This window comes from Yokenella regensburgei (genome assembly GCF_003634235.1).
Classification (GTDB): Bacteria; Pseudomonadota; Gammaproteobacteria; order Enterobacterales; family Enterobacteriaceae; genus Yokenella; species Yokenella regensburgei.
In genome coordinates this window covers 216885-230348 of record NZ_RBIZ01000003.1, presented here as the reverse complement: position 1 = coordinate 230348, position 13464 = coordinate 216885, and the positions used below count along the sequence as shown (strand labels likewise).

The 13464-nt window shown below is 56.1% G+C and carries 14 protein-coding genes; 4 read left to right on the top strand and 10 right to left on the bottom strand.

Annotated features, from left to right (window positions below; all coding sequences use genetic code 11):
* Positions 1–2: 2 nt before the first annotated feature.
* Together C7387_RS01185 and C7387_RS01180 are read left to right on the top strand one after the other, a co-directional pair.
* Positions 3–1193 (top strand): glycoside hydrolase family 88 protein, encoded by a 1191-nt coding sequence (locus tag C7387_RS01185; RefSeq protein WP_120815875.1) that lies wholly within the window; start codon positions 3–5, stop codon positions 1191–1193.
* 10 nt (positions 1194–1203) lie between these two features.
* Complete coding sequence (locus tag C7387_RS01180; RefSeq protein ID WP_120815874.1) at positions 1204–1761, top strand: DJ-1/PfpI family protein; 558 nt, start codon at positions 1204–1206, stop codon at positions 1759–1761.
* 12 nt (positions 1762–1773) lie between these two features.
* On the opposite strand, the gene C7387_RS01175 is transcribed toward C7387_RS01180, so the two are convergent.
* From C7387_RS01175 to prmB, 6 genes are read right to left on the bottom strand one after another with little or no spacing between them, the layout of a single operon-like run.
* Entirely contained in the window at positions 1774–2052 is a 279-nt protein-coding gene (locus C7387_RS01175) for a YfcL family protein (protein WP_006821010.1), read from the bottom strand.
* Positions 2053–2061: 9 nt separating this feature from the next.
* Complete coding sequence (locus tag C7387_RS01170; protein ID WP_006821011.1) at positions 2062–2610, bottom strand: elongation factor P hydroxylase; 549 nt, start codon at positions 2608–2610, stop codon at positions 2062–2064.
* Complete coding sequence (locus tag C7387_RS01165) at positions 2610–3419, bottom strand: sulfite exporter TauE/SafE family protein (RefSeq protein WP_006821012.1); 810 nt, start codon at positions 3417–3419, stop codon at positions 2610–2612. Before C7387_RS01165 ends, C7387_RS01170 begins: the two co-directional genes overlap by 1 nt.
* The gene (gene mepA / locus C7387_RS01160; RefSeq protein WP_120815873.1) at positions 3419–4243 is read right to left on the bottom strand and encodes a penicillin-insensitive murein endopeptidase; all 825 of its coding nucleotides are present in this window, start codon (positions 4241–4243) and stop codon (positions 3419–3421) included. The genes C7387_RS01165 and mepA overlap by 1 nt, the downstream gene beginning before the upstream one ends.
* A 2-nt stretch (positions 4244–4245) precedes the next feature.
* Complete coding sequence (aroC, locus tag C7387_RS01155; RefSeq protein ID WP_006821014.1) at positions 4246–5331, bottom strand: chorismate synthase; 1086 nt, start codon at positions 5329–5331, stop codon at positions 4246–4248.
* Between the two features lie 19 nt (positions 5332–5350).
* Positions 5351–6283, bottom strand: a complete 933-nt coding sequence (prmB, locus tag C7387_RS01150; protein WP_038256385.1) for a 50S ribosomal protein L3 N(5)-glutamine methyltransferase — start codon at positions 6281–6283, stop codon at positions 5351–5353.
* Positions 6284–6449: 166 nt separating this feature from the next.
* Between prmB and smrB the strand changes: the two genes are divergently transcribed.
* Positions 6450–7001, top strand: coding sequence for an endonuclease SmrB (gene smrB, locus C7387_RS01145; RefSeq protein ID WP_006821016.1), 552 nt, complete (start codon positions 6450–6452; stop codon positions 6999–7001).
* Positions 7002–7163: 162 nt separating this feature from the next.
* Here the strand turns inward: smrB and sixA are convergent, their stop codons facing one another.
* The 4 genes from sixA to C7387_RS01125 all read right to left on the bottom strand — a co-directional run bounded on the left by sixA (position 7164) and on the right by C7387_RS01125 (position 11764).
* A complete protein-coding gene (gene sixA, locus C7387_RS01140) occupies positions 7164–7649 on the bottom strand; it encodes a phosphohistidine phosphatase SixA (RefSeq protein WP_006821017.1) in 486 nt (161 codons plus the stop codon).
* A 210-nt stretch (positions 7650–7859) separates the two neighbouring features.
* Positions 7860–10010: a fatty acid oxidation complex subunit alpha FadJ gene (gene fadJ / locus C7387_RS01135; RefSeq protein ID WP_120815872.1), complete on the bottom strand. Its 2151-nt coding sequence runs from the start codon at positions 10008–10010 to the stop codon at positions 7860–7862.
* Entirely contained in the window at positions 10010–11320 is a 1311-nt protein-coding gene (gene fadI, locus C7387_RS01130) for an acetyl-CoA C-acyltransferase FadI (protein WP_120815871.1), read from the bottom strand. Before fadI ends, fadJ begins: the two co-directional genes overlap by 1 nt.
* Positions 11321–11479: 159 nt before the next feature.
* The gene (locus C7387_RS01125) at positions 11480–11764 is read right to left on the bottom strand and encodes a YfcZ/YiiS family protein (protein ID WP_038256210.1); all 285 of its coding nucleotides are present in this window, start codon (positions 11762–11764) and stop codon (positions 11480–11482) included.
* Positions 11765–12135: 371 nt separating this feature from the next.
* On the opposite strand from C7387_RS01125, the gene fadL reads away from it, so the two are divergent.
* Positions 12136–13422 (top strand): long-chain fatty acid transporter FadL, encoded by a 1287-nt coding sequence (gene fadL / locus C7387_RS01120; protein ID WP_038256209.1) that lies wholly within the window; start codon positions 12136–12138, stop codon positions 13420–13422.
* Positions 13423–13464 lie beyond the last annotated feature (42 nt).

Genomic DNA, 13464 nt, shown 5'->3' with positions numbered 1-13464 from the left:
TTATGACCCGTTCTGTTACCACCGAACCGCTGCGCCCCATTGAGCTGCACAGCGTTGATCGCCACGCCCTGAAGCAGCGGCTGGATACGGCCCTGAGCCGCGTGACGCGCCAGCTGGATAAAAACATCGCGGCATTTGGCGCAAAATTCCCGGGAGAAGCCTGTGAAAACGGCGTCTGGCCGCGCACGGAGAACGTCGAATGGACCACCAGCTTCTGGACCGGGCAGCTGTGGCTCGCCTGGGAGATGACCGGCGAGGAAAAGTATCGCGAAGCCGCCGAGCGCTATCTGCCGTCGTTTGCAGAACGCATCGAGAAGCGCATTGATACCGCCACTCACGATCTCGGCTTTCTCTATTCCCTCTCCTGTGTGAACGCCTGGCGTCTGACCGGTAACGAGGCCGCACGACGCTCGGCGCTGCAGGCCGCCGATGCGCTGATGGAGCGTTTTAACCCGGTAGCGAACATTATCCAGGCCTGGGGCGATCTCAATGACCCTGAGCAGCAGGGCCGCATGATCATCGACTGCAATATGAACCTGCCGCTGCTGTACTGGGCCAGCGAGCAAACCGGCGATCCACGCTACGCCAGGGCTGCCACCGCCCACGTCAATCAGGCGGCGAAGTACATCGTGCGCCCGGATGCTTCAACCTGGCACACTTACTATATGGATGTGGTTAGCGGCGAACCCCGCTTCGGCAATACCCATCAGGGCTACAGCGATACCTCCTGCTGGTCACGCGGTCAAGCCTGGGGCATTTACGGCTTCCTGCTGAGCTTCCTGCACACTGGCGATAAGCAGATGGTGGAACTCTCGCGCAGCCTCGCCCACTACTTCATCAACCGCCTGCCGGAAGATGACGTCTGCCACTGGGATCTGGCGTTACTCGGCACTGACGCCGTGCGCGACAGCTCCGCCGCCGCCATCGCCGCCTGCGGCCTGCTCGAGCTGGTGAAAGCGCTGCCGGTGCTGGATAAACACCGCGCGCACTATGAAGAGATGGCGCTGCGCATTATCGCCTCCCTCACCGACAACTACCTGACCCGCGACGACGAGCCGGACGAAGGCCTGCTTAAACACTCGGTCTATCACATGGCGAGCGGTAAAGGCGTCGACCAGTGCTGTAGCTGGGGCGATTATTTCTATCTTGAAGCACTGGTGCGTCTGCGTCAGGTGTGGAATTTGTACTGGTAAGGAGTAAAAAATGAAAAAGGTCGCCATCCTGTTGGCTCCGGGTTTTGAAGAGGGTGAAGCGATTGTCACCATCGACATTCTGCGTCGTCTGAATATCGTGGTCGAAACGCTCTCATGTACCGAAAGCCCTGAAGTTGTTAGCTATCACAACATTCCCGTGAAAACTGACAATACGTTGCAGACCCGCTTTGACACCACCTACGACGCGGTTGTGCTGCCTGGCGGCCCGCAGGGTAGCCTGTTTTTAGGCAGCAGCGACAACGTAGTGGCTTTCGTTCGTCGTCACGACGATGCCGGGAAATGGATCTGCCCCATCTGCTCTGCCGCCGCCCGCGTGCTGGCGGCCAATCAGCTTCTGAAAGGACGTCGTTACGTTTGCTCCGGTGATTTATGGCAGCAGGTGACGGACGGCGTGTACGTTGATGCCGACGTAGTGGAAGATGGCAATCTGCTCAGCGGCAGAGGGTTAGGTAAAGTCTTTGATTTTGCCCTGACGCTGGCGGCAAGGCTTGCGGGAGATGAAATGCCCGCGCGCAAACACGCCGGGCATATTGATTACGTGTGGTAGGTCGCGCGAGGGTTAGTGAGCTTTCGCCTTCTGATATAACGTATCCCACATGCCGGTGACCAGCGCCTGATCGCGCGGAGAAAGCTCACCGGCATCAATCGCTTTAGTCAGGCTATGGGTGACCTGGGCGTACACCGCTTCCGGTGAATGGTCGTCACCCGCTTCAAGCTCTGCCACCGCCAGCGTCAGGTGGCCACGCAGATAGCCACTGGCGAACAGTTCGTCATCGCTCGCGTGATCAACCATGTCATCAATCAGCGCCAGGATGCGGTTTTCAAATTCTGCGATCATCTTCTTTCCTCAATTTAAATCTTCCGGCCACGGGAAGTGTTCCGCCGTGATTTCCGGCGTTTGATAATAATTCTGTAATGCCCTGATGAAACGCGCCGGACGCGCCGGGATCCCCTCTTTCAGGTACGTCATCACCTGTGCATGGACCCGCCGCTGGAAAGCAATACGATCTGGCTCGCTATCCCCTTCCAGGTTGTCACAGCTGACGTTAAACGGAAAGCCTGCGGCAACGCAGAACAGCCAGTCAAACGACTGCGGTTTGACCTCGACGTCTTCAAACTGCCCCTGGGTGGCAGCATCGCGACCGTCCGGGCAGTACCAGTAGCCAAAGTCCACCAGTTTACGTCTGGCCTCTCCGGCAATACACCAGTGCGAAATCTCATGCAGCGCGCTGGCGTAAAAGCCATGCGCGAAAACGATACGGTGGTACGGCGCATCGTCATCAGCAGGAAGATAAATCGGTTCGTCGTCGCCTTTAATCAGACGGGTATTAAAATCATCGGCAAAACAGCCGTCAAAGATGTCGATCAGCTGCTGAAAATGGTGTTGCTGTTGCATTAATGGATCCCCAGCCACTGGAGGATCTCTGCTCCATGGCTGTCATATAAAAGTTTGGCGCTCATCACCGCAGAAACAATAACGATCATCGGACGGATCAGCGACTGGCCCTTACTCAGCACCAGTCGGGACCCCATTCGTGCCCCGATAAACTGCCCGGCCATCATCACGAAGCCGGTCGCCCACAGCACTTTGCCGCCGATAATAAACAGCAGCAGGCCGCCAACGTTCGAAGTGGCGTTAAGCACTTTTGCGTGAGCGGTTGATTTGGCAAGGTTAAACCCGGCGAGCGTGACAAACGCCAGCGCATAAAACGACCCTGCGCCTGGGCCAAAGAAGCCGTCGTAGAAACCCACGCAGCCGCCGGCAATCAGGGCAAACGGCAGACCGTGCAAACGGCGCTGGCGGTCGTTCTCACCAAGCTTTGGCATCAGCAGAAAATAGAGGCCAATACCAATAATCAGAATCGGCAGGATCTGGCGCAGGATCTCTGACTGTACGTGCTGAACTAACAGCGCCCCGGCGGTGGAACCAATAAAGGTCATCAGAATATTGAGCTTCTGATCGGCGAGGTTCACCACCTTGCGGCGAATAAAGTAGAGAGAAGCTGACAACGAGCCGCCACAGGCCTGTAGTTTGTTAGTGGCCAACGCCTGAGCCGGGGACATGCCCGCAGCCATCAGCGCCGGAACGGTCAGAAGTCCCCCGCCTCCGGCCAGCGAGTCAATGAAACCCGCCAGCACGGCGATAAAAAAAAGCGACACCAGCATTAATGGTGACACCATAAAGATATCGACGAAATTTTCCATTAGAGTGCATGCTCATCCAGTAGCGCCTGACAGGAAGGCGGCAACGGCGGTGGCGTCTTCTTCGCAGGCTTTATAGTTCCCGGTTTTGGTGGTTCAAACCAGCTTTGCAGTTCCGCACCACAGCCATCTCCAGGCGGTGGCGGAGCCTGTTCTTCACACTCGAGGCTGTTTGCCGGGCAGCGCAGCCGCACGTGCATATGTGCACGATGCTGGAACCACGGGCGTACCTTATGCAGCCAGTCGCGATCGGTACCGGCGTCCAGGCAAAGCTGCTGCTTGATGGCCGGGTTCACAAAAATTCGCGTCACGTCGTTGTCTTTCGCCGCGAGCTTGATGAGGTTGCTGACGTCCGGGCTCCACAGCGATGGCACAACACGTTTGCCATCGGCGGCCACCAGATCCAGCGCCTGCGGGCGCATCAGCTGCGCTGACGTCCAGCGCGCTTTTGGCAACTGCAGGAAAATATCGACATCCAGCCCGGATTGGTGGCTGGCGTGACCGCTGTTAAAGCGGCCTCCTGCTGGCATCCCCATATCGCCAATCAGCAGCGTCCCCATTCCCCGATTGTGCACCTGGGTACTGAGCCGCTGAATGAATTTCACCAGATCGGGATGTCCGAAGTAGCGCAGCTGATCGGTACGCATCACCTGATAATCGTCAGACTGTAACGGCAATGCCTCAGCCCCAACAATACAGCCATTGGCGAAAGCGCCAATCGACTGGGCGCTCCCGGCAATAGGCCTGGTGATAGTCTGCCACGGCGTTGCCGCCAGGACGGAGCTGCTTGCCATCAGCGCCAGCAGCGCTACAACGGTTTTTTTCATGGTTACCAGCGAGGAATTGTGGTCGTCACATCCGCATTCTGCGCACGCTGGCGCATAAAGTGATCCATTAATACGATCGCCAGCATCGCTTCCGCGATCGGCACCGCGCGGATCCCCACGCACGGATCGTGACGTCCTTTGGTTATCATCTCGACTTCTTCACCCGCCCGGTTAATGGTACGGCCCGGTACGGTAATGCTGGAGGTCGGCTTCAGTGCCATATGGGCAATAATCTGCTGCCCGCTGCTGATCCCACCCAGCACGCCACCCGCGTGGTTGCTCTGGAAACCCGCTTTGGTGATTTCGTCGCGGTTTTCGCTACCGCGCAGGTTCACCACGCCGAAGCCGTCGCCAATCTCAACGCCTTTCACCGCGTTGATACTCATCAGCGCATGGGCAATATCGGCATCAAGACGGTCGAACACCGGCTCGCCAAGACCCGGCGGTACGCCGTCGGCAACCACCGTGACCTTCGCGCCAATGGAGTCACCCTCTTTTTTCAGGCCACGCATCAGCTCGTCGAGGGCGTCAATTTTATCCGGATCCGGGCAGAAGAACGGGTTCTGCTCAACCTGGCTCCAGTCTTTAATTTCCAGCGGAATGTCGCCCATTTGCGTCAGGCAGCCACGAATGACAATGCCAAATTTCTCGGCAAGGAATTTCTTGGCAATGGCACCGGCCGCCACGCGCATGGCGGTTTCACGGGCAGAAGAGCGCCCGCCGCCGCGATAGTCGCGCAGGCCAAATTTTTGCTCGTAGGTGTAATCCGCGTGTCCCGGACGGAACACGTCTTTAATGGCACCATAGTCCTGGGAGCGCTGGTCGGTATTTTCAATCAGCAGGCCGATACTGGTGCCAGTTGTCACGCCTTCAAAGACGCCGGAGAGGATTTTCACCTGATCCGGCTCGCGGCGCTGCGTGGTATACCGGGAGGTTCCCGGACGGCGACGGTCAAGATCGTGTTGCAGGTCAGCTTCGGTTAACGGAATGCCCGGAGGCACGCCATCAACGATACAGCCCAACGCCAGACCGTGCGATTCGCCAAAGGTCGTGACGCGGAAGAGTTGTCCAATTGTGTTTCCTGCCATTACGGCTCCGCTATTTTTATTAGTCTTTATAGATACTGAAGTGTTCGCGCGCAGCCACCAGCTGAGCCTTGGTCAGCATGAAGACGCCGTCACCGCCGTTATCGAACTCAAGCCAGGTGAACGGGACGTCCGGGTACTGCTCTATCAGATGTACCATGCTGTTCCCGACTTCACAAATGAGAATTCCGTCGTCTGTGAGGTAATCCGGGGCGTTGCTCAGAATGCGGCGAGTCAGCTTCAGGCCGTCAGTACCAGAGGCCAGACCCAGTTCCGGTTCGTGGCGATACTCACTCGGCAGATCGGACATATCCTCTTCATCCACGTAGGGCGGATTGGTGACGATCAGATCGTACTGCGTTTTCGGCAGCTCGCGGAACAGATCGGAGCGGATCGGCGTAACGTTATGGATCATGCCGTGCTCTTCGATGTTGTGCTCGGCGACGGTCAGCGCGTCGGTGGAAATATCCACGGCATCGACTTCCGCCTCCGGGAAGGCGTAGGCACAGGCAATAGCGATACAGCCGCTGCCGGTACACATGTCGAGAATATGCTGCGGCTGGCCGTTAATCAGCCCGCTGAAGTGGTTGTTAATCAGCTCGCCAATCGGTGAGCGTGGCACCAGCACGCGCTCATCGACATAAAACTCATGCCCGCAGAACCAGGCTTTGTTGGTCAGGTAAGCCACCGGAATACGGTCGTTAATACGACGGATAACGCGCTCTACGATACGGTGCTTTTCGCTCGAAGTCAGACGTGCGGTGTGCATGTCCTCCGGAATATCCAGCGGCAGATAGAGAGACGGCAACACCAGTTGAACCGCCTCATCCCACGGGTTGTCCGTTCCGTGACCGTACCAGATATTCGCAGCACTGAAGCGGCTGACCGACCAGCGCAGCATGTCCTGAATGGTTTGCAGCTCATTGACTGCCTCATCAACAAATATTTTATCCACGCTTTCCCCCAGGGCACGCTTAGCGGTAAATTCGGCGGCTAGTGTGCCATGAAGGCGGCGATAAATCAGCATTCTTACCGTCGTAAAGGGGGGAAAAATGCGTTTTCCCTGCCCGCAACCCGAATGAGTCGGGTAAACTGTCGGAAATAAAATACGAGAACCCGTAATGAAAAAGAAAGCATCGCTAAGCGAAGAGGACCAGACGCTGTTCCGGCAGTTGATGACCGGCACTCGCCAGATTAAGCAAGATACGATTGTGCATCGCCCGCAGCGCAAGAAAATCAGCGAAGTCCCGGTGAAACGTCTTATCCAGGAGCAGGCCGATGCCAGTCACTACTTTTCCGATGAGTTTCAGCCGCTGCTAAACAGCGAAGGCGCGATGAAATATGTCCGCGCCGACGTCAGCCATTTTGAGCTTAAAAAACTGCGCCGTGGTGATTACTCCCCGGAGCTGTTTCTCGATCTGCACGGTTTAACCCAGATGCAGGCCAAGCAGGAGCTGGGCGCGCTTATCGCCGCCTGCCGACGCGAGCACGTATTTTGCGCCTGCGTGATGCACGGCCACGGTAAACACATCCTTAAACAGCAAACTCCGCTGTGGCTGGCGCAGCATCCACACGTGATGGCATTTCACCAGGCCCCGAAAGAGTACGGCGGCGACGCCGCATTGCTGGTGCTGATTGAAGTCGAAGAGTGGCAGCCGCCAGAGTTGCCATAAACGAAAAAGCGGCTGGCATTGCTGCCTGGCCGCTTTAATAACCTAAATAATTCGAGTTGCAGGAAGGCGGCAACGCAGTGAATCCCCGGGAGCTTACAGTAGTAAGTGACCGGGGTGAGCGAGGAAAGCCAACGCACATGCAACTTGAAGTATGACGGGTATTCAGATGGCTTTCGCCATTCTCAGATTACAAGGGCTCATCTGCCAGTTAAATACGCCACGCCCGTCGCTCTCAAGCGTGACATTGGCGATGGCAGAGGTCGTGAACATTGGCGGCGTTTCGCCCGGACACAGTTCAGACACCAGATAGCCCACCAGCGGCAGGTGAGAGATCACCAGCGCGGTTGCCACACCTTCGTTTGCCAGCGCCTGCAGATAGGCACTGACCAGGCCCACGTCGCCGCAAGGCGTCAATTCAGGCAAAACATCTACCTCTTTCGGGAGATTCATGCACTCTCCCACCACGTCCAGGGTCTGTTCAGCTCGCAGGAACGGGCTTACCAGAACACGCTCAATGTCCACTTTTTGGCCTTGTAGCCAGGTGGCCATCTGACGGGACTCATCGCATCCGCAGACGGTCAGGGGACGAACCGAGTCACTGGCTGCTTCGAGGGCAGCGTCGCCGTGACGCATAATGAAAACTTGCATATTGCACCGCTTTTGTTAACCAGAAGCACCGACGTTAAACCTGGCGCGATCAAACTAGTGCGCCAGTTACCCGGTGGCCGGGCATTGTGCCTTATCCATCCATCGAATGAAACGCTGTGTTTTACATCAATGGCGTAAGTATAGTCAATCTCTGTTTACAATTTAACCGACCACCTGAATCACTCTCGGCAGATGACTTCTTTTTAGACCCTAACTTATCGCATCAGTTTCCTTTGCTGGCCAAAAGCTCAGCCCCTGTTCTGCACGCTGTAATAAACTCTCACAGGGTGTAAACCGTGGGCCATGCTGCACCGCAAGACGCTGCAGAATGGCGACCACTTCCCGTGCGCCGAGGGTATCCATGTAATGGAACGGCCCCCCGAGGAACGGCGGAAAACCAATGCCAAACACCGCACCGATGTCTCCATCACGCGCGCTGCGTACCACCTGCTCGTCATAGCAACGGGCCGCTTCATTGAGCATCAACATCACGCAGCGTTCTGCCATAAGCTGTTCGTTGAACTCATTTTTCTGGCCTGTCGAACCCACTAAAGCATAGATAGCAGGATCGGGCTGTTTTTTGCTTTTACGCCCTTTTTCACCGTAAAGATAGAAACCACGATTATTTTTTCTGCCTTTGCGATCGTCATTCAGAATTGCGTCAATGACATTTGCAGGCGGGCGAAAACGCTCTCCGTAAGCCTCCTCAAGCACAGGGATAATTTTAGTGCCTGTATCGATTCCGACCTCATCCAAAAGTTGGATTGGCCCGACCGGGAAACCAAACTTCACCAGCGCTTTATCAATATTTTCAATTCGTTGGCCTTCCGTCAGCAGTCGGATTGCCTCGTTGATATAGGGTGCCAGAATTCGGTTAACGTAAAAGCCGGCTTTGTCGGCGACCACGATGGGCGTCTTGCCCTGCTTTTTCGCAAGCTTAACCGTCGTGGCGATAGTGCGTTCAGACGTTCCCGCATGAGGGATCACCTCCACCAGCGGCATTTTCTCAACCGGGCTGAAAAAGTGCAGGCCGATAACCTGCTCTGGCCGCGCGGCAAGGGCCGCGATATCGCCAATAGGCAGTGAAGATGTGTTCGAGGCAAACACCGTATGGGGTGCACAGTGCTGCTCAACTTCTGTTACCATTTTTTGCTTGAGTGCCAGATCTTCAAACACCGCTTCGATAACGACATCACGATGCGAAAAGCCGCTGTAGTCGGTCGTTCCGGAAATCAGCGCCAGCTGACTGTCACGCTCACTGGCTCTGATATGGCGGCGACGCACCTTCTTATCAAGCAGATCCCAGCTGTACTTCAGCGCGTGGTTGATTCCATTAGCATTAATATCCTTAATGCGAACAGGCAATTTTCCTTTACAGGCGGTGACGAAAGCAATGCCGCCGCCCATCAAACCACCGCCCAGTATACCTACGGCACGCAGCGGCCCGGACTCTGCGCTGGCACCCGGATCTTTTTTCAGGTCAGTGCTGGCAAAGAAGATGTGGCGCAACGACTGCGATTGTGGCGTCATGGCAAGTTCACCAAACGCCCGGGCTTCCGCCTCATAGCCGCTGCTGATACCGTGCGCGAGCCCGGTTTCAATCACCTGCAAAATCCGCGTGGTCGCCGGGTAGTTACCCAGCGTTTTCTGTTCGGTTTTCTTGCCAACCAGATTAAACAGCACGGTGCGACCGAGCGGACCGGCCAGTACCCGTTCACGCACCGGCAGGCGGCGATGCTCCGGTACACCGTTTTTAACCCGTTCAACCGCCGCTTCCAGCAGAATAGAAGCCGGAACCACCTCATCCACCAGCCCTACTTTCAGCGCCTGACGCGCCCGAAGCTGTTTACCGGTCAGGATCATCTCAAGCGCAGTGCTGACGCCAATCAACCGTGGCAAACGCTGAGTGCCGCCTGAGCCCGGCAGCAAACCCAGCTGCACTTCCGGCAAACCAAGTACGGTTTTTGCGTCATCGGTGCAGAGGCGGGCGTGACAGGCCAGCGCCAGCTCCAGACCACCGCCCAGACAGGCGCCATGAATTGCCGCCACCACCGGAACCGGCATCGCATGGATTTCCGCCATCACCTGCTGGCCCTGCTTCGCCAGCGCTTCGGCCTCCAGCGCCGTTTTGCAACGGCCAATCATGTTGATATCTGCACCGGCAACGAAGTTGTCTTCTTTTGCCGAGATAAGCACGACCCCACGAATATCATGGTTCTCGCGGATCTGACGCAGCAGCGCGCGCACCTCGGTACCGAACTCTGCTTTCAGGGTATTCATTTTCTCGCCGGGTACATCGAGGGTGATGACAGCGACGTTGTCCGGACGGACGTTCAAAGAGAATGCAGACATCGTTTCCATTATTCAGCCTCCAGAACCATTGCCGCGCCCAGCCCGCCGGCTGCGCATGCCGTTACCAGGCCAAACCCTCCGCCGCGTCGACGCAGCTCGTGCAGCGTCTGGGTAATCATTCGCGCGCCGGTGGCGGCAAACGGGTGCCCGTAGGCAATCGAGCCACCGAGGACGTTAAATTTGCTGTCGTCGATCTCGCCGGTCGCGTGCGAACGCCCCAGCACTTCACGGGCAAAGCGTTCGCTACCAATCAGCTGCACGTTTGCCAGCGTCTGGGCGGCGAAAGCCTCATGCATATCGATAAGGGTCAGATCGTTAAGGGTGAGCCCGGCGCGATCCAGCGCCAGCGGCGTCGACCACGCGGGACCCAGCAGCATATCCTGCCAGACATCGATGGCGGTAAACGCATAGCTGCGCAGATAGCCGAGCGGCTTCAGGCCCAGCTCTTTTGCCCTCGACTCCGTCATCAGGATAACCGCTGCCGCACCGTCGGTTAATGGGGTGCTGTTAGCGGCGGTGACGGTACCGTGTTTACGGTCAAACGCCGGGCGCAATTTCGCGTAATCGGCAAGCGTGGAGGCGCCGCGAATGTTGTTGTCTTTAACGACCGGTTCCCGGAACGGCGGCGCGTAGGCGGTCATCACTTCATCCGCCAGTTTACCCTCATCCCAGGCCTGTGCCGCCAGATGATGTGAGCGATGCGCCAGCACATCCTGTTGTTCACGGGTTATGCCGTAGGTTTTCGCCATCTGCTCTGCGGTGTCACCCATACGCAGTCCGGTGGAGTACTCCGCAACCGCGGGCGGAACCGGCAGCAGATCGCGCGGACGAAGGCGCGAGAAAAGTTTCAGCTTCTGCCCGAGGGTACGGGCTTTGTTGGCATCAACCAGCGTGCGCGCCAGCTTTTTACTCACGCCAATCGGTAGCACCGATGAGGAGTCTGCCCCACCGGCGATTCCGGCGCGGATAGTGCCGGCCATCAGGCTTTCGGCGACGTTCGCCACCGCCTGGAAACTGGTGGCGCAGGCGCGGCTGACGCTGTAGGCATCGGTATGCACATTCATTCCGGTACCCAGTACAATTTCGCGGGCGATGTTGGGGGCTTCCGGCATCTGAACCACCTGGCCGAAGACCAGTTGTTCAATCACCTCCGGGGGGATCTCGCTGCGAGCCATCATTTCACCCACCACCATTTTGCCGAGATCCACCGCCGGAACACCGTGGAATACCGTCGCCTGACGGGCAAACGGCGTACGTAATCCGCTGACGATGGCAATGCGATCGCCCTGACGGGTTAGAAGTGGTAATGCCTGACTCATAAAACTCCCCTGTTAACCGAAAACCAGCAAGTGGTCTGACCTGACAACAGTCTTAACTAATTTTTTACATTTAGCCAATCAGGGAGCAAGAAAAGTGGGAGCTAAAACACATTGAAGAGAAAAAGAAAACGCCCCTTTGAAAGGGGCGTTTTGGGGATATTAACGCAGACCGAGCTGGAAGATTAAGGTTTCGGCTTCGCAGCTGAACACAAAGTCGATATCCAGCTTAACGCCACCGTCAACTTCGGTGAAAGTTGGGGTGATAACACACGGCTCAGACTCAACGCCGCGCGCATTTGCGGTCAGTTGGGCCAGCGTTTCTTCTGCTTCTGCACGGTTCGCGAAGACACGGCTGTAAGACGCGGTGCAATCGGTGTTGTCCATAATGGTACCAACATCCATACAGCAGCAAACAGGAGTCTCATCAGCACTGCATTTACTCATCGTAGATTTCCTCTGTGATTGCACCAGGGGTGCCAGATAAACAATGTACTTATTTTACCCCCCAGATTTGGTGCTCTCCAGCAGTTAATGTTGCGAAAAGCCTCAAGTGACAGAAATCACAATTAAAAATGATCTAAAACAAAAATCACCCTTTCTTGTGAGTCGACCTGGTCCCATTTTTGCCAACCAGATCGCGTTTCTGAGATCACATTTGAAAAAATCTATAAACATACTTGCAACATTTCAGCTGGTCAGACCTATACTCAGCGCACTGGTCTGATTTCTCTGAAGTGATACAGACCCTACACTTCGCGCTTCTGTTACGGCATGTAACAAATTTTGTATAAAAATAACTCAATGAGGTTATGGTCATGAGCCAGAAAACCCGGTTTACCCAATCTGCACTCGCAGTCGCAGTGGCACTTGTCTCAACACAAGCCTGGTCTGCAGGTTTCCAGCTAAACGAGTTCTCAACATCTGGTCTCGGCCGTGCCTATTCAGGTGAAGGCGCTATCGCAGATGATGCAGGTAACGCCAGCCGCAACCCGGCGCTTATCATGATGTACGATCGCCCTACCTTCTCGGCAGGTGCGGTATACATCGACCCGGACGTTAACATCTCCGGTAAATCTCCTTACACCGGCCGTAGCACCGACGCAGACAACATTGCGCCGACGGCATGGGTTCCTAACGTTCACTTCGTCATGCCGATTAACGAACAGTTCGGTATTGGTGCTTCCGTCACCTCTAACTACGGTCTGGCGACCGAGTTCAGCAATAACTACATTGCTGGTGAGTACGGCGGTAAAACCGACCTGCAAACCGTTAACCTCAACCTGAGCGGTGCGTACCGTCTGAACGAGAACTGGAGCTTCGGTCTGGGCTTCAACGCCGTGTATGCCGACGCGAAGATCGAACGTTATGCCGGTGAGCAAACTGCAGGTGCACACCTGGCTGCACCAGGCACCCAGATTGCTAAGCTTAAAGGCGACGAATGGGGTTACGGCTGGAACGCCGGTATCCTGTATGAACTGGATAAGAACAACCGCTACGCGTTGACCTATCGTTCAGAAGTTAAAATCGACTTCGACGGCGATTATAAGAGCAACATCAACAGCGCCTTCAACCGCGCACCGGGTGCGGGCACTGCGTTCCCATGGGGAACCTCTGGCTCCACCATCCCAGGTTCTCTGACCCTGAATCTGCCGGAAATGTGGGAAGTGTCTGGTTATAACCGTGTAGCACCGCAGTGGGCGGTTCACTACAGCATCGCATACACCAGCTGGAGCCAGTTCCAGGAGCTGAAAGCCACTGGCTCTAACGGTCAGACGCTGTTCTATAAAGATGAAGGCTTCAGAGATTCCTACCGTATCGCGCTGGGGACCACCTACTACTACGATGATACCTGGACCTTCCGTACCGGTATCGCGTTCGATGACAGCCCGGTTCCGGCTGAAAACCGTTCCATCTCCATTCCGGATCAGGACCGTTTCTGGCTGAGCGCAGGCGCAACCTACGCGTTCAACAAAGATGCTTCTGTTGACGTTGGTGCTTCCTACATGCACGGCCAGAACGTGACCATTAACGAAGGCCCGTACACCTTCCGTTCTGAAGGTAAAGCCTGGCTGTTCGGTACCAACTTCAACTACCGCTTCTAATCAGAAGATCGGTATAAAAAAAGGTGAGCTTCGCGCTCACCT